Source organism: Mesorhizobium sp. WSM4836, assembly GCF_055811815.1.
The window spans coordinates 283,136-297,914 of the sequence record NZ_JBVVQF010000005.1; the positions used below are offsets into that span (position 1 = coordinate 283,136).

Below are 14,779 nucleotides of genomic sequence, written 5' to 3' on the forward strand. Positions count from 1 at the left end.
TGTTTTTTTGGTTGTTTTGGTTGGTTGTTTTTTTTTTGTTTTTTTCACCCCCCCCCCCCCCCCCCCCCCGCGGCGGGCGGGGGGGGGGGGGGCCCCCCCCCCCCCCCCCCCCCCCCACGGCGTGTCGGCTGTTTGATCACCGGCCCCGGCGCTGCGTGAGACGGGCTTGGCTTGGTCGCACGCTGCTCGGACATTTGCGTCACCACCGCGAGCCGGCCCTCGTCATTTCGCGGCCTTGACGAATGACGGGTCGATCATCTGCTCCGGCGTTACGTCCGCCTGAAGCAGTCCGGCGTTCTTGGCGGCCGCTTCGACATCGGTGAATATCTTGGTGGAGAATTCGCCCGTCAGCGCATCCTTGTTCTCGGCGAGACTATAGTAACGCACGCCATCAAAGGCGGTGTTGAGGTCTTCGACGCTCGAACCGACCGCCTTGGAGATGATCGCCCGGCCGTCGGGCGTGTCGGCATTGTAGGCCTTCAGGGCCGCATCCCAGGTCTCGATCATGGCAAGCACCTGGCCGGGACGCGACTTGATCACCTCATCGCGCACCACGAACACGTCACTGATCAGGCCGGGATCTTCGCCCGCGGTGAAGAGCAGCTTGATGTCCTTGTTCTGTGCCCTGGCCGCGGTGAGATAAGGCTCATAGGTAACCGCGACCGGGACCTGGCCAGCGATCAACGCGCTGCCGGCATCCGCCGCCGGCATTGGAACCGGCTGGACATCGGCGATGGACATGCCGTTCTTGGCGAGCGCGTATTTGAGCAGGATGTCGCTCGTCGTGCCTTCCTCGAAAGCGACCTGCTTGCCCTTAAGGTCGGCGACGGAGGCGATGTCCTTGCCGGCGATCATGGCGTCCGCCGTCATGCTGACGTCGAGCAGAAGCACGATCTTCACCGGCAGGCCGGCCGCAACCATTCCCATAGCCGTGTGGGTCGCGATATTGGCGGCATCGAGCTGGCCGCTCGCCAGGGCGGCGTTGATGTCCTTATCCTCGGCGAAGTTCACGATCTGCACGTCGGACAGGCCGCTTGCCTTGAACAGGCCCTTGGCCTCGGCGACGTGCCACTGGCCATAGCCAAGCCATGGCTCGATGCCGATCTTGAATGTTCCTGCCTCAGGCGTCCCCGGAATTGTCGTGTCGGCCGCGTAGGCCGCCGGGGCAAACCCGACGGCAGCAGCCATAACGAGTGCCCGAAATTGTTCTGCTAGGTTACGCATCATTTTGTTCCCCTTGATGATCAGGCCGCTTTTTTGAACCAAACATCCGGCCTGGTGAAAATCCGGGCTTATGCTCTTGCGGCACCGTGCCCCGGCATCTTAGCTGTCCGTTCAACGAGAGTGCGACGACACTTCAACGTCAGCAACAGCGGATGTCAAGGCTAATACATACATGCATATACAAGTCAGACCTCTCCTTCCAACTCTGAATCGCTTCACTGCGATCAGTTTTTTTTGGACGGAGAATACCGACTGCCAAGCGAGTAGCGGCTGCCAACGTAAGTCAGCTTGCTGATCGTGGCAACGACGGCGCCGGTCCATGTCCGGCGATGCAGAAACAGGCAGCAGCTGCCGACATCGATGCCCAGATGCCGCGCCGTTTCGGCATCGGCCGGGGTCGCCGAGATGATGTGCTCGACCTCCGTCACCGGGGTTTTCTGCATGAGATAGTCGTAGGTCGCTGTCTTGGAAAAGTCCTGCTTGTCATAGTCGGGTATCAGGCTCGGATTGACGAAGCGCTCTTCCAGTTGCACGGGCAAGTCGTTCTCGAAGTTGACGACGATGGAATGATAGACCGACGGGCGCTTTGCGAACTCGAAGGAAAGCGCGAGCTCCTTTGTCGGCGTGATCTTTTCGAGGACGACAATCTTGGAACGATGCCTGTTTCCACGCGAGGCAATTTCCGCCGCGATGTTGTTGATCTCGATCAATGCGGATTGCGGTCGAGGTGGCGCGATGAATGTGCCGACGCCCTGGAGCCGGATCAAAAAACCCGCAGAGGTCAACTCCCGCAAGGCACGATGGACCGTCATCCGAGACACGCCGAGTGTCGCCACGAATTCATTTTCGGACGGCAGCTTCCGGTCCTTGCTCCATCGCCCCTTACCGATGTTCGTTAGGATGTAGTCCTTGACCTTCTCGTAAAGAGGGCTGGCAGTGTCGGGCAAAGTGATCATTTCAAAAATCCTTTCGGGCGACGTTCGGAAATCACACGCGCCCGGCAGACCGCATGCGGATGATTGTTTTCAAGCCATCGCCCTGCCCCGCCAACAGACGCTCATAGGCTGCGGGAACATCATCCAGGCCAATCTCGCGGTCGACCAGTTCGACCATGGGCTCGGTCAACTCGCCGAGCATCCGGATGGCATCGGGAAGCTCATCGGCAAAGGCGTGGCATCCCAGCAATGCGATTTCGCGCTCGACCAGGATGTTGGGATCGATATCGAGACGCCCATGGAAGATGCCGACCATCGCAACGGTGCCGCCGGCATCGAGAACTCCAAGCAACTGGCTGAGTGCTGCGATGCTGCCGGTCGCTTCGACGGCAGCGAGCAAGGGGGCATCCGCGGTGGCAGCGGCAATGGCGTCCCGGTTCAAATCGACGATGCTGGCGCCGGTCACCCGCGCGACCCGAGCGCAGCGGCCCTTATTGCGATCGGCAACGAGCACGGTACCTGCGAATGTCCGGGAAAGCAGCAGTGCGACAAGCCCGCCGATAGTCCCGCAGCCGACGACAAGAACGGAGCCGGCCGTTTTCGGCAGACGCCGCACTGCGTGCAACGCTACAGCCAGCGGCTCGGCCATCGCCGCGACCCGTTCATCAAGCACGGCATCGATGATGTGCAGGAGGCGTGCGGGCAGCACAGCCTGTTCGGCAAATCCGCCGTCGCATATCTCTCCGACGAAGCCCAGCGACGTGCAAAGATGCCGCCTGCCTGCATGGCATTGCGCGCACTCTCCACACCAGAAACGGGAATCGGCGACCACTCGGTCGCCAACGGCGACAGTGTCCACGCCGTCGCCGATGGCGATCACCGTGCCTGTCAGCTCATGGCCTGCCGTTGAAGGCGACCGGCTTATCCACTGGCCCGTGCGGAAGTTGTGGAGATCGGAACCGCAGATACCTGCGGCATCGACCCTCAGCTTCACCCAGCCTGGCTCGGGAGCGCCTGGCGCGGCGATATCCTCGACGCGCAAGTCGCCGGGTCCATGGAGTCGCGCCGCCCTCATCGTCATCGTTTCAGCTCAGCCTGCGAGATAGCGATCGCGGATCTCCGAAACCGCGTTCTCATGCGAGCTGAATCCTTCGTAGCGGGCGAGCCTGCGGGCATGCAGGGCGAGTTCCGGATAGGCCGCCGAGGTCACATAGCCGACCGACGATCTCTTGACGAAATCGGTCACGGAAAGTGGTCCGAAGGTTCGCGCCCACCGGCTGGTCGGCAGCACCGCATTGGGTCCCAGGACGAAGTTGGCGAGGGTCACCGGCGTATGCGGTCCCATGAGGATCTCGGCGGCTTCTGTGATATGTCCGAGATGCGCAAATGGCTCCGTTGACAGAATCTCGAGGTGCTCCGGCGCATAGTCGTTTATGAAGCGGTAGCTGTCCTCCAGCGACTCAGTCAGCACGATGCCGCCGCGCTTTCCAGTCAGCACCGCGCGTGAGAACTCCACACGCTGTTCGCTCATCCGGGACCAGTGTTCCGGTATCGCAATCAACGCGGCGTCGGCGACCTTGCGGCTGTGCGTCACCAGATAGGCCGAGGAATCCGGCCCGTGCTCGGCCTCGATCAACAGGTCAAGAGCAGCCAGGCCGCCGTCGACGCTGTCATCGGCGAAGATGATCGCTTCGGACGGACCGGCCGGGAGACCTGTGTTGATGATCGGGGACAACACGCTCTTTGCCGCCACCACCCAGGGGCTCCCCGGCCCGACGATCTTGACGGCAGGCTTCACAGTCTCCGTTCCATAGGCGACAGCGGCGACCGCATGGGCGCCGCCGCACTTATACACGGTCTCCACGCCGGCGAGGCGGGCAGCAACCAGCGTTGCCGCGTCGACGGAACCATCCGAAGTCGCAGGCGTCACGATCGCGATCTGGGGAACCCCGGCAATCACCGCGGGAACAGACGTCATCATCGTCACCGAAGGGAAGGCGCCTTTGCCGCGCGGAACATACAGCGCAACCGAAGCGATCGGCGTGTATCGGTCACCGGCATAGGCGCCCGGCCGGACTTCCTTGAGCCACATCGTTTCCGGGCGCTGCTCCTCGTGGAAATGCCTTATGTTCTCGATGCCGAACCGGATACTCTCCACGACATCTTTGTCGACCTTGTCGAATGCCGCGTCGAACTCCGCTTCCGAAACTTTCAGTCCACCGTCGGCAACATCGGCTTTGTCGAGCTCGCGTGCAAACCGGAGCAAGGCTGCGTCACCCTCATCCTTGACGGCCTGGATGATTGGACGGACCTTTTCGATGAAGGAAGACAGATCTCCTTCGGCGCGTTTCAGTAAACTGGCCCGCTGATCGACACTGAGGGATGACAGGCGGTGGAAGCTGACGTCAGCCATGGCGGCTCCTTTTCTTGGGACGCAATTACGATTAACGCTTGTCGATCACTTCTGGGACACATCTCCGGTCCCTGAAGCCTTCAAATCGATGCGAGAAAGCCTCCATCAACGGGAATGGATTGGCCGGTTATGTAGGCTGCCGCATCCGAAGCGAGGAACACCGCGATTCCGTGCAGGTCCGAGAGATCACCAAAACGGCGCTGCGGAATCTTGGCGAGCATCGATTGGTGCCATGCCTCGTTGCTGTAGAACACGTCTGTCATCGCTGTCCTGAAATAGCCAGGTGCAATGGCGTTGACCCGGATCCCGAGATCGGCCCACTCCGCTGCAAGCGCCCGCGTCATGCCGAGGAGGCCTGATTTCGACGAGCCGTACGGCGCCGCTGTGGGAACCCCGACCTCGGAGGTCAGCGAGCAGAGATTGATAATGACGCCGGGCCGTCCGGCGTCTCTCATCTGCCGCGCGGCGGCTTGGGCGCAGAAGAACGCGCCTTTGAGATTCGTATCGACAATCCTGTCCCACAGCGCCTCATCGACGTCGAGCGAGGGCCGGACCTCTTCCGTACCTGCATTGTTGACGAGAATATCGAGACCTCCGAGCAGGCTGCCGGCCTCGGCTGTCGCCGCCCGGCACCGGTCGACATCGGTGACGTCCAGGGCGACGGCATGCGCGACCCCGCCGGCAGTGCGGATTGCGGCCATCGTCTCCTCGAGCGAGGCCACGCTGCGCGCTGTGACCGCGACGTCGGCGCCGGCCGCGCTGAGCGCCTCGGCGATGCTGCGCCCGATACCGCGGCTTGCGCCGGTTACAAGCGCCTTCCTGCCCGACAGATCGAAGAGAGATGCGTTGCGCATGTCGTCCTCCTTGGTAATGTCGCGCCTGGACCGATCGCATCGAGACTATCCGAATGCAGCTTATCTATACAAGCATGTACATCATTTCGGTAGTGCTCCATGCAGGCCTTTGCTTGTCAGAGCGGCAGCGTATTTGGCCGAGATCGGACGGTCTACGCGGTTCGCCCCGGCCCGTGTAGAGTTCGTCGGGAGCGATAGATGAAGCGCGCAGTAGACCACGACGCGATGAGGGTGGTTGGTTATACCACCCCCTGGAGTGCCAAAGCAGGCCAGCGGATCAACCTCAGCCTGTCATGCGATCGGCCGATAAAGGCCACACGAATTTGCCGGCTCGACAAGCCGGCTCCGGAATTTCTCGCCTGGTCGATCGAAACGATAGCTGAACCACGGCATCGGCATTTCGATCACGGGTCGTTCCTGTTCGTGCGAGCCGGCGAACTGGCCAAAGTACAAGCCGTCCACGGCATTCGTTTTGAGCTGTTCCTCACGCGCAACGAGGGTGCGCGCACGATCCTGGAAGCAGGCGTGCTCGGGCTGCGCCTCCGCGACGGCGCATTTGTCCTGGAAATCGGCGACGAAGTCTTTGTCGAGAGGAAGGCGCGAAATGGTGTGTGGCTCACTGTCGAGTTGGGTCTGCGGCAGGAGCAGTTGCGCCTGCGCATCAAATCGCATGATCTTCTCGCGCCTTACGAACTGCATGAAGGTTTTGGCAGCCCTGCACGGAACCTCCAGGCGCAGGGCGTCCATTTCGGCGCAAGTGCCACCAACCACGAACCTACCCTCAACGCGAAATTTGCCGCGATCCGGCTCGATACTCCACAGGGGACCATTGCCTGGGATTTCCCGACGCTGTTACCAACGCAGCCGATACTGTCGTCGAGCGGAGCAGATCCGCTGCTCCTCGATGTGACCAATCAGCCCGCCTTCTGCATGACTTCGGCACGCTGGGACGGATCGAGCTTCGAGCCTCGTTTCGTGCCGTCGCACTACGACGCCATCCATTGCCACGACGACGACATCGGCCCGCTTGAGTGGCCGGCCTCGCACCGCGTGACGATCCCTGAAAACGCACGCCCAGGCGTCTACGCGTTCCAGGTCGAATGGGAGGGTGGCTACGAACGCGTGGTGTTCTTCGTCACCTCTTCACAGGTTTCGTCGCCGCTGTTGTATCTCGTGCCGACGGCCACCTATCTCGCTTATGCGGACGAATATCTCCCAGATCATCTTTATGAATGGAAAGGCGACGACCGGGGACATCGCTTCGCGATCGCCAACAATCTGAAATCTCTTTACGACTACCACTCCGACCTCAGCGGCGTTTCCATCTGCTCCTACAAAAAGCCGAAAGTGACGCTCAGGGACGATTACGATTATCCGCTCTGCGGCTGCCCACATAATTTGCCGGTCGATCTGCACTTCCTCCGATTCTGCCACGAAAATGGAATCGTGTTTGACGTCATGACCGATCACGATTTGCACGAATGCGGCATAGACGGTTTGCGTCGACATCAAGCCGTCGTCACCGGCAGTCACCCCGAATATATGTCGATCGAGATGGAGCAGGCGCTGCGGCAGTTTGTGGCCGAAGGCGGCAGCATCGCCTATCTCGGCGGAAACGGCTTTGCTGCCACTGTGGCTTTCAAGAACGATCTGATGGAGCTGCGGCGCTCGCCGCTGGAGGCCGGCCGAACCTGGGACGGCCCGGTCGCCGAACAGGCGCTGTCGATCACCAACGAACCCGGCGGCTATCTCCGCTCCCGCGGCCGAGGCGAATTCTCGCTGATCGGCGGCGCGATCTCACTGATGGGCTTCGAAGGTGCGCGCCCCTTCACGCGCACTGACGAAAGCCGTGAAGCAGGATGCGCATGGCTGTTCGAAGGCGTTAAAAATGCGATCTTTGGCACCGACGGCATGGTGCTGGGTGGTGCCGCGGGCTACGAAGTGGATGCGATGGATCCAGCCCTCGGCACTTCCGCCGACACCGTCGTGATCGCGCGTGCGACGGGATTTCCCGACAGCTTCTACCAGGATCCGACGCGCTGGTACGAAGGCGGGGATACGCAACGCATCGCCCGCCGCTGCGCCGAAATGACCCTGCGAAATCTCGCAGCAGGCGGCTTGATCTTTTCGGCAAGCTCGGTCGCCTGGTGCGGCGCTCTGCCAGCCGTAGGCGCCATGAACGATGTCGGCAGGATCACGCTCAATCTGCTTAACCGCCTCGGCGCCACGAAAGGAGAGCTCAATTCCGGCCGAGAAAATCGATAAGCTGATTAGTCCCGTTGCGGAAAGACCCGTATCCGCTTTCGACCGGCGGCGCTATGCACGTCGAGTTCTGAGCCCCGGCTTTAACCGCGCAATGCGGCCGCGACGAGACTTTGCATCGAGGTGGTCGGGCGACCGATCAGTCGCCCCAGGGTGTCTCCGTCATCGAACAACGCTCCGCGTGAGGCTGCGGCGTCGGTATCGGCCAGAAGCGCGGCGAAGTCGGCCGGCAGCCCCGCCCCCGTCAACACATTCTGATAAGCGGCTTGGGAAAGATCGTTGTAGGCAATAGCCTTGCCCGACTGCCGCGAGATCTCCGCCGCAAGGTTGACGAGCGCAAAGGCCTGGTCCGCGGCGAGTTCGTACGTCCTCCCCGCCCGATCGTCGGTGGTCAGCACCACGGCTGCGGCCTCGGCATAGTCCCGCCGCGCCGCGGACGAGAAGCGCCCGTCTTTGGCGGCACCGACGAAGGCGCCATGCTCGAGAGCCGCCGGAAGCGCCAACAGATGGTTCTCGGTGTACCAGCCATTGCGCAGGATGGCGGCAGGAAGGCCCGAGGCCGCGATGACCTCCTCCGTCTGGCGATGCTCGATTGCGAGCGTTGCGGGAGACGTGTCGGCGTGCAGCATGCTGGTGTAAGCGATCAGCGAAACCCGGGCCCGTTGGGCTGCCTCGATCACCGCGCGATGCTTCGGCAGGCGGCCGCTGACGTCGGTCGAGGAAATCAGCAGTTTCTGGACGCCGGCGAAGGCCGGGGCGAGCGTGTCGGGACGGTCGTAGTCCGCCTCCCTTACGATCACACCGCCCTCCGCCAGATCGCTGGCCTTTTCCGGATTGCGAACCGCCGCGACGATCCGGTCGGCGGGCATGGTCTTCAGCAGTGCCTCGATCACGAGGCGGCCAAGCTGTCCCGTTGCTCCAGTTATTGCGTACATGGTTCAGTCCATTTCGTGGTTGTGTGATTGGAGAACCTTCGAATAGCGGCTCTCGTTACCATTGGAAACCACGTATCTTGCGGTTACCGCCATTTTCCGGTAACCAACTGGAAACTCCTCGAAGGGTGCGCGATGGTTCTCAAGGCGCGAAAGAAGGTGAAGGCTCCCCCCGGCTGCCCCATGTCGAGATGCATGGCGCTGCTTGGCGGCTGCTGGACACCCGAGGTGCTCTGGTCCCTGAGCGAAGGCCCGCGTCGGTTTTCGGAGCTCCGCCGCGATACCCCAGCCGTTTCGGCGAAGGTACTGACCAGCAGACTGCGGGATCTCGAGGAGCGCGGCGTCCTCAGTCGCAACGTGATGGCGACCTCGCCACCGACCGTGGAGTATGGGCTGACACCGTTGGGGCAGGAACTGCTTCCCGCTATCAGGGCTATCGTGGAGGTCGGGTCGCGCCTGCTGCTCCGCGATTCTTCGGCTAGATGATCGCGAGCACATCGTTTGGCGGCCAGACTGCATTCGGGCCGCCCCTGAACGGGGATGACGCCTGATGTGCCCGTTGATCTGTGGTGGAGCAGTTCCGCCGAAACGATGCACGAGGTAACATCGGCGCCGCCCAGAGAAAACCGCCCCAGCTAAGGCATTAGCCAGAGGCCATAGCGATCGACAAGCACCGGTGTTTCACACACCCTGCTGCAGGCAGTATGTTGTGAGTGCTGGCATCCACTCGATTCCTGCCGAGATTCCGGGTAGCTTGGGCGATAGATGGCTCAGTTCTGGTCGGTGAATCATAATCAGACCGTCCGTCAAGAGATTGATGGGCAGCGCCTTTGGTCCCCCAGGACCGAGAGCGATGGCGCGCGAAATGAGTTTTACAACAATGTGCGCCGTGCGACGCCCGGCGGCCTTGTCCCTGCGTATGCCGATCAAGCAATTGACAATATGGGCAGGATAGCGGAATTCGCCTTCACCACTCCGAAACCAATGGAGTTCGGAGAGACCGGAGCTTATTGGAATCAAGAGGGATGACTTCTGCCGACCTTTTGGAGACCGCTTTCCCCTTCGATCTATCCCAAAACAACAGGGAGTCTCGGCCCGCTCCCGCCGAGGCGATATTCGCCAATCCATCCAGTTTCGGACTCAGGCAATCAGAAAGCCTATCTGACAGGCATTCCACAGAAGTAATACAAAAATTTGAAAATCGCGGCCTCATGTTTCGAAACCAGGATGGTTTCGAAGCCGGCGGGTCGCTCACGGTCCTCAAGCGAGAATTCTAAGAGACGTTCAACAATGACCCAGCACGCAGAAAACGCTCGAATTCTCATGTACAGCCACGACACGTTCGGGCTCGGCCACTTGCAGCGCTGCCGGACGATCGCGCATTCGCTGGTCGAGGATTTCCGCGGACTTCAGGTGCTTATCATTTCGGGTGCGACTATCGCTGGCGCCTTCGACTACCGCGCCCGTGTCGATTTCGTGAAGATCCCCAGCGTCATCAAGTTGCGCAACGGCGAATACACCTCGCTGGAAAAGGACATCGATCTGCATGAGACGCTAAGAATGCGCCAGTCGATCATCCGCCACACAGCCGAGACCTTCCGGCCGGATATCTTCATCGTCGACAAGGAACCGCTCGGCCTGCGCGGTGAGATCGAGGACACGCTGTCCTACCTCAAGACGCGGGGCACCACGCTCGTGCTTGGCCTGCGCGAGGTGATGGACGCGCCGCATCTGCTCGAAGCAGAGTGGGCGCGCAGGGATGTGATGCGCAAGATAGGTTTGTTCTACGACAAGGTCTGGGCCTATGGTCCGCCGGATTTCTACGATCCGTTGACCGGCTTGGATGTGCCGCCGGCTGTCAGGGCAAAGATGAGGTTCGTCGGTTTCCTGCAACGGAGCCTGCAGCGAAACGAGTTGCCCGGCCACCGGCCCGAGGGCGACTATATCCTCGTTACTACCGGTGGCGGCGGTGACGGCGCCGAACTGATCCACGACGTCATCGATGCCTATCAGCAGGATCCGCAATTGCAGCATAGGGCCCTGATCGTGCTTGGGCCTTACATGCCGGCGCGCAAGCGCAACAAGCTGCTCAAAAAGGGGGCCAAGATCCCCTACGTCAAGATCATCGAGTTCGACAACCGCATGGAAGACCTGATTGCCGGCGCCAAGGCGGTAGTAGCGATGGGCGGCTACAACACCTATTGCGAGATACTGTCTTTCGACAAGCCGGCGCTGATCGTGCCGCGCGTCGAGCCCCGCCAGGAACAACTGATCCGCGCTCGGCGCGCAGCCGAACTCGGCCTGATCGAGATGCTTTTGCCGGAGGAGGCCAAGGATTCCCAGCGGTTTGCGGATGCACTGGTGGCATTGCCGGACCGCCCCCACCCATCACAGAGCAATCCGCATCTGACGCTGGAAGGGCTGCCTCATATTTCCGAAATCGTCGCGGAACTGCTCGACCGGCGGGCCGGCCATCATCTTTCGGTCATTGAAGGAATGACCTGAGTTGCAACATCGCAAGATCGTCGTGGTTCTGAAGGGCTATCCGCGGCTGTCGGAAACCTTCATCGCGCAGGAACTGCTCGGTCTTGAGCGTACGGGGTTCGACCTGATACTCGTCGCGCTCAGGCGGCCGACCGACGCAAAACGCCACCCGGTGCACGACGAGATCAAAGCGCCCGTTCATTATCTGCCGGAATATCTTCATGAAGAGCCGCTGCGCGTGCTTCGCTCGCTTTTTGCATATCTGCTGCGGCCGTGCTTCTGGCGCGCGCTCGGATCGCTGGCTGCCGATCTCCCCCGCGACTTCACGCGCAATCGCGCGCGCCGCTTCGGGCAAGCGCTCGTGCTGGCGGCCGAATGGCCGGAAGACGCGGGTTGGCTGCATGCGCATTTCGCACATACACCGGCATCGGTGACGCGCTATGCCAGCCAGCTTCGTGGCCTGCCCTGGAGCTGCTCGGCCCATGCCAAGGACATCTGGACTTCAGCGGACTGGGATCTGGCGGGCAAGCTTTCCTCGGCCCGCTGGACGGTCACTTGCACGAAAACCGGCTTCGACCGTCTGAAAAAACTCGCTAACGGCAACTCGTCTGTGCATCTGAGCTATCATGGGCTCGACCTTGATCGCTTCGGCAGTTTCGGCGAGGCGCGAAAGCAGCATGACGGCTCGGCGCCGGACGAACCGGTTGTCGTTCTGAGTGTCGGGCGCGCCGTCGAAAAGAAAGGTTACGATACGTTGCTGGAGGCCCTTGCCCTGTTGCCCGGTGATTTGGCGTGGCGATTCGAGCATATCGGCGGCGGCGAGGAACTGGAACGGTTCAAGGCACTGGCGCAAAAGCTCGGACTGGATGGTCGAGTCTCTTGGAAAGGCGCGCTTGCGCAGGAGGAAGTGCTTGAGCACTACCGCCGCGCCGACATCTTCGCCCTGGCCTGCAGGATCACCGCAAATGGCGACCGGGACGGTCTGCCGAATGTTCTGGTGGAGGCGGCTAGCCAGCGGCTTGCCTGCGTGTCGACCGATATTTCTGGCGTGCCGGAGCTTTTATCGGCGGATGAAACCGGGCTGCTGGTTCCGACTAAAGACCCAATTGCCCTGGCACAGGCGCTGGAGCGCCTGATCCGTGATCCCGTACTGCGCGCCCGCCTCGGCGACGCCGCAGAGCGGCGCGTGCGCGGCGATTTCGATCATGTGGCAAGCATTGGACAGCTCAAGGAACTGTTCGAGCGGGAGTGGCGGGCCGCCGAATGAAGCGGCTGCGCGCTTTCTTCTATGTCCAGCACCTGCTCGGTATCGGCCATCTCGCGCGCGCCAGCCGCATTGCGGCGGCTCTGGTCGATGACGGGTTTGACGTAACCGTCGTGACCGGCGGAGCGCCGATCGCTGGGTTTCCGGGACTGGGTGTAAAATCTGTAATCCTGCCACCTGTCACCTCCGGTGATGAAGGATTTTCCGGACTTGTCGACCTGCAGGGCAAACGCATCGACGATGATTTCAAGAAACGGCGTTCAGAGATGCTCCTGCAGGCATTTCAGGATTGCAGGCCTGATATCGTCATTGTCGAGGCGTTTCCATTTGGACGCCGGCAGATGCGTTTCGAACTCTTGCCGCTGATCGAGGCCATCGAGGCGACGTCGCCCAGACCGCTGCTGGCGACGTCCGTCCGTGATATCCTTCAGGAGCGCGTCAAGCCGGGCCGAAACGAGGAAACGGTCGATCTCATCAACAGGCATTTCGACCTTGTTATGGTCCACGGCGATCCGGCTTTCGCAACCATCGACAAGACATTTCCACTGGCTGGGACGATCAGGGCCGAGGTCACCTACACAGGGCTCGTTGCCGCGCCGCCCTCGCCCGCGACCTCCGAGCGCTTCGACATTCTGGTGTCCGTTGGCGGCGGGGCTGCCGGAAAGAGCCTTGTCAGCTCCACCATCGCAGCGGCGCGGCATGCCAACAACGCTTGGAAATGGTGTTTGATCACCGGCCCAAACCTGCCGAAAGACGAGTTTGACGCGATCGCACGCGATGCCACGCCGGGCCTGTCCATCTTCCGGTTCCGCGAGGATTTCGCCAGCCTGCTGAGCGGCGCCCGCCTGTCAGTCTCGCAGGCGGGCTACAACACGGTCTGCGATGTCCTGCGCGCGGGTTGCCGCTCCCTGCTCGTTCCATTCGCAGCCGGCGGGGAAACCGAACAGACGGTTCGCGCGCTGATGCTCGAAGAACTCGGTCTTGCAACGATGCTGATGGAAAAGGACCTGACGCCTGAAGGTTTGGCGCAAGCGATCGAACATGCGCTTGTGGCACCGACGCCATCCGCGCATCGTCTCGATCTGGAAGGCGCGCGTCGCTCGGCGCAAATCCTGCGCGAGCGGTATCGAACATGGTCCCTAAAAGTGGGGCCAGGTTTCGGAAAAGTTCATGATCAAACAGACGACAGATCCTAGAGCAGTTCATCGTTTCGCGGAAACGCAGAACCGCTCTATCTCATTGTTTTGACGCAATTCCGGACCGAAAACCGTTTGGCTACGCAATTTTTGGGCGAAATGTATTAAACAGTTCCGATCAGCATGAAGCGCGTATAATTTTTTGTCGGCAGTTCGCCGGAGAACCGCACCTCCCGTAGCGCTGCCATTGCTTCGAAGCCTGCAAGTGAAGCCACGCAGTTGATGTGCGTGGGCTCGCTGAAATAATCGTTCGATTGCAGCAGAACATTCGTGCCCGGCGGAAGCAGAGCAAGCCAGGCGCGCAGATCGGCTATGTGTTCGCAGCTCGTATTGATCGTCAAGTCGGGCCGCCCGGCCGCATAGTCGAGTGCGTACATATCTGCCGTCAGCGCCCGGAACCGGTCGCCGGCTTCCCGGTTAAGGGTCCGGGCGACCGGCGCGACTTCGGCGTCGATGTCGATGCTGTCCATCGCCGCGATGTCGAAGCGGGCGTCGTTGAAAAGCATTGCCGGCAATACGCCGTACCATCCACCCAGAACCCATATGCTCCCGAACCGGCCGCCGCAGCTTTCGAACAGCCTGTCGCGCGCCCACATCTTGCAGGCGACCTGCTTGTGATTGAAGGCGTTGGCGATATCGGCCTTCGGATGCTTGGTGACGACGCGCGCCAGCCCTGCCACGAGAGGGCAGTTGACATAGGCAGCAATTCCCCGAGTGAGGTCCAAGGCTTGCTGGTGCCAGTCCATGCCGGCATTGCGTGGTTGCGTGATATCCATCATATTTGTCTTGTATGTTGGGATTTCGGGCGACACAACGCAATCTTGCCTCCTGCAAGGCAGTTTGATTCCGCGGACGTGATTATGCTGCAAGCCGCTTGGCCATTGCCCGGTGCCGGAGAGAGCATGTTGCATCTGTCCGGATCATCGGCATCCATCCGCCAGCACCAGCCGTGCGGGCTCGCGCCGCTCGGCTATTCGCCAAAACCCTACGGAAGCTGCGAACCGTTTGGCCAGCTGCCTTCTTCGCCGATTGTCATCGACGACGCGCCGGAACTGGATCGCGCCGCCTCGCAGGTTCCTTGCATCGTTGAGCACAGGACAATGTCAGTGCACAGCAGCTTCGAGCTTGTCATTGGCGACGAAGAAATTGCCGACACGCCATTCGCCAGCAGGTGCTTTTACATCCTGCATCGTTCCAACTGAAGGGTCCACAGTC

The 14,779-nt window shown here is 61.1% G+C and carries 14 protein-coding genes; 7 read left to right on the forward strand and 7 right to left on the reverse strand.

Annotated features, from left to right (window positions below):
- Positions 1-222: 222 nt before the first annotated feature.
- From AC0L2P_RS09250 to AC0L2P_RS09270, 5 genes are all read right to left on the reverse strand, one after another.
- Positions 223-1,224, reverse strand: coding sequence for an ABC transporter substrate-binding protein (locus AC0L2P_RS09250; RefSeq protein WP_473500919.1), 1,002 nt, complete (start codon positions 1,222-1,224; stop codon positions 223-225).
- Positions 1,225-1,448: 224 nt separating this feature from the next.
- Positions 1,449-2,180, reverse strand: a complete 732-nt coding sequence (gene hutC, locus AC0L2P_RS09255) for a histidine utilization repressor (RefSeq protein WP_473500920.1) — start codon at positions 2,178-2,180, stop codon at positions 1,449-1,451.
- 31 nt (positions 2,181-2,211) lie between these two features.
- On the reverse strand, positions 2,212-3,234 hold the full coding sequence (locus AC0L2P_RS09260; protein ID WP_473500981.1) for a zinc-dependent alcohol dehydrogenase: 1,023 nt from the start codon (positions 3,232-3,234) through the stop codon (positions 2,212-2,214).
- A gap of 15 nt (positions 3,235-3,249) precedes the next feature.
- A complete protein-coding gene (gene hisD / locus AC0L2P_RS09265; RefSeq protein WP_473500921.1) occupies positions 3,250-4,572 on the reverse strand; it encodes a histidinol dehydrogenase in 1,323 nt (440 codons plus the stop codon).
- A gap of 80 nt (positions 4,573-4,652) precedes the next feature.
- Entirely contained in the window at positions 4,653-5,426 is a 774-nt protein-coding gene (locus tag AC0L2P_RS09270) for an SDR family NAD(P)-dependent oxidoreductase (RefSeq protein WP_473500922.1), read from the reverse strand.
- A gap of 198 nt (positions 5,427-5,624) precedes the next feature.
- Here AC0L2P_RS09270 and AC0L2P_RS09275 point away from each other — a divergent pair, with 198 nt between their 5' ends.
- Positions 5,625-7,691: a N,N-dimethylformamidase beta subunit family domain-containing protein gene (locus AC0L2P_RS09275; protein WP_473500923.1), complete on the forward strand. Its 2,067-nt coding sequence runs from the start codon at positions 5,625-5,627 to the stop codon at positions 7,689-7,691.
- A gap of 80 nt (positions 7,692-7,771) precedes the next feature.
- Here the strand turns inward: AC0L2P_RS09275 and AC0L2P_RS09280 are convergent, their stop codons facing one another.
- Positions 7,772-8,623, reverse strand: a complete 852-nt coding sequence (locus AC0L2P_RS09280) for an SDR family oxidoreductase (protein WP_473500924.1) — start codon at positions 8,621-8,623, stop codon at positions 7,772-7,774.
- Between the two features lie 192 nt (positions 8,624-8,815).
- Here AC0L2P_RS09280 and AC0L2P_RS09285 point away from each other — a divergent pair, with 192 nt between their 5' ends.
- The 5 genes from AC0L2P_RS09285 to AC0L2P_RS09305 all read left to right on the forward strand — a co-directional run bounded on the left by AC0L2P_RS09285 (position 8,816) and on the right by AC0L2P_RS09305 (position 13,564).
- On the forward strand, positions 8,816-9,106 hold the full coding sequence (locus AC0L2P_RS09285) for a winged helix-turn-helix transcriptional regulator (RefSeq protein ID WP_473500925.1): 291 nt from the start codon (positions 8,816-8,818) through the stop codon (positions 9,104-9,106).
- Between the two features lie 279 nt (positions 9,107-9,385).
- Positions 9,386-9,649, forward strand: coding sequence for a hypothetical protein (locus AC0L2P_RS09290; protein ID WP_473500927.1), 264 nt, complete (start codon positions 9,386-9,388; stop codon positions 9,647-9,649).
- A gap of 261 nt (positions 9,650-9,910) precedes the next feature.
- A complete protein-coding gene (locus AC0L2P_RS09295) occupies positions 9,911-11,125 on the forward strand; it encodes a glycosyltransferase family protein (RefSeq protein ID WP_473500928.1) in 1,215 nt (404 codons plus the stop codon).
- A gap of 1 nt (position 11,126) precedes the next feature.
- Positions 11,127-12,371, forward strand: a complete 1,245-nt coding sequence (locus tag AC0L2P_RS09300; protein WP_473500929.1) for a glycosyltransferase — start codon at positions 11,127-11,129, stop codon at positions 12,369-12,371.
- Positions 12,368-13,564 carry a glycosyltransferase family protein gene (locus AC0L2P_RS09305; RefSeq protein WP_473500930.1) on the forward strand — a complete coding sequence of 399 codons (1,197 nt, stop codon included), beginning with the start codon at positions 12,368-12,370 and terminating at the stop codon, positions 13,562-13,564. The genes AC0L2P_RS09300 and AC0L2P_RS09305 overlap by 4 nt, the downstream gene beginning before the upstream one ends.
- Positions 13,565-13,668: 104 nt before the next feature.
- Here AC0L2P_RS09305 and AC0L2P_RS09310 read toward each other — a convergent pair whose 3' ends face one another.
- On the reverse strand, positions 13,669-14,340 hold the full coding sequence (locus tag AC0L2P_RS09310) for a class I SAM-dependent methyltransferase (RefSeq protein WP_473500931.1): 672 nt from the start codon (positions 14,338-14,340) through the stop codon (positions 13,669-13,671).
- 84 nt (positions 14,341-14,424) lie between these two features.
- Between AC0L2P_RS09310 and AC0L2P_RS09315 the strand changes: the two genes are divergently transcribed.
- Positions 14,425-14,766 carry a hypothetical protein gene (locus AC0L2P_RS09315; RefSeq protein ID WP_473500932.1) on the forward strand — a complete coding sequence of 114 codons (342 nt, stop codon included), beginning with the start codon at positions 14,425-14,427 and terminating at the stop codon, positions 14,764-14,766.
- Positions 14,767-14,779: the final 13 nt, after the last annotated feature.

Coding starts and splice junctions, on each gene's coding strand:
- AC0L2P_RS09250 (WP_473500919.1), bottom strand. CDS start 1,224: ATGCGTAACCTAGCAGAACAATTTCGGGCACTCGTTATGGCTGCTGCC.
- hutC (WP_473500920.1), bottom strand. CDS start 2,180: ATGATCACTTTGCCCGACACTGCCAGCCCTCTTTACGAGAAGGTCAAG.
- AC0L2P_RS09260 (WP_473500981.1), bottom strand. CDS start 3,234: ATGAGGGCGGCGCGACTCCATGGACCCGGCGACTTGCGCGTCGAGGAT.
- hisD (WP_473500921.1), bottom strand. CDS start 4,572: ATGGCTGACGTCAGCTTCCACCGCCTGTCATCCCTCAGTGTCGATCAG.
- AC0L2P_RS09270 (WP_473500922.1), bottom strand. CDS start 5,426: ATGCGCAACGCATCTCTCTTCGATCTGTCGGGCAGGAAGGCGCTTGTA.
- AC0L2P_RS09275 (WP_473500923.1), top strand. CDS start 5,625: ATGAAGCGCGCAGTAGACCACGACGCGATGAGGGTGGTTGGTTATACC.
- AC0L2P_RS09280 (WP_473500924.1), bottom strand. CDS start 8,623: ATGTACGCAATAACTGGAGCAACGGGACAGCTTGGCCGCCTCGTGATC.
- AC0L2P_RS09285 (WP_473500925.1), top strand. CDS start 8,816: ATGGCGCTGCTTGGCGGCTGCTGGACACCCGAGGTGCTCTGGTCCCTG.
- AC0L2P_RS09290 (WP_473500927.1), top strand. CDS start 9,386: ATGGCTCAGTTCTGGTCGGTGAATCATAATCAGACCGTCCGTCAAGAG.
- AC0L2P_RS09295 (WP_473500928.1), top strand. CDS start 9,911: ATGACCCAGCACGCAGAAAACGCTCGAATTCTCATGTACAGCCACGAC.
- AC0L2P_RS09305 (WP_473500930.1), top strand. CDS start 12,368: ATGAAGCGGCTGCGCGCTTTCTTCTATGTCCAGCACCTGCTCGGTATC.
- AC0L2P_RS09310 (WP_473500931.1), bottom strand. CDS start 14,340: ATGGATATCACGCAACCACGCAATGCCGGCATGGACTGGCACCAGCAA.
- AC0L2P_RS09315 (WP_473500932.1), top strand. CDS start 14,425: ATGCTGCAAGCCGCTTGGCCATTGCCCGGTGCCGGAGAGAGCATGTTG.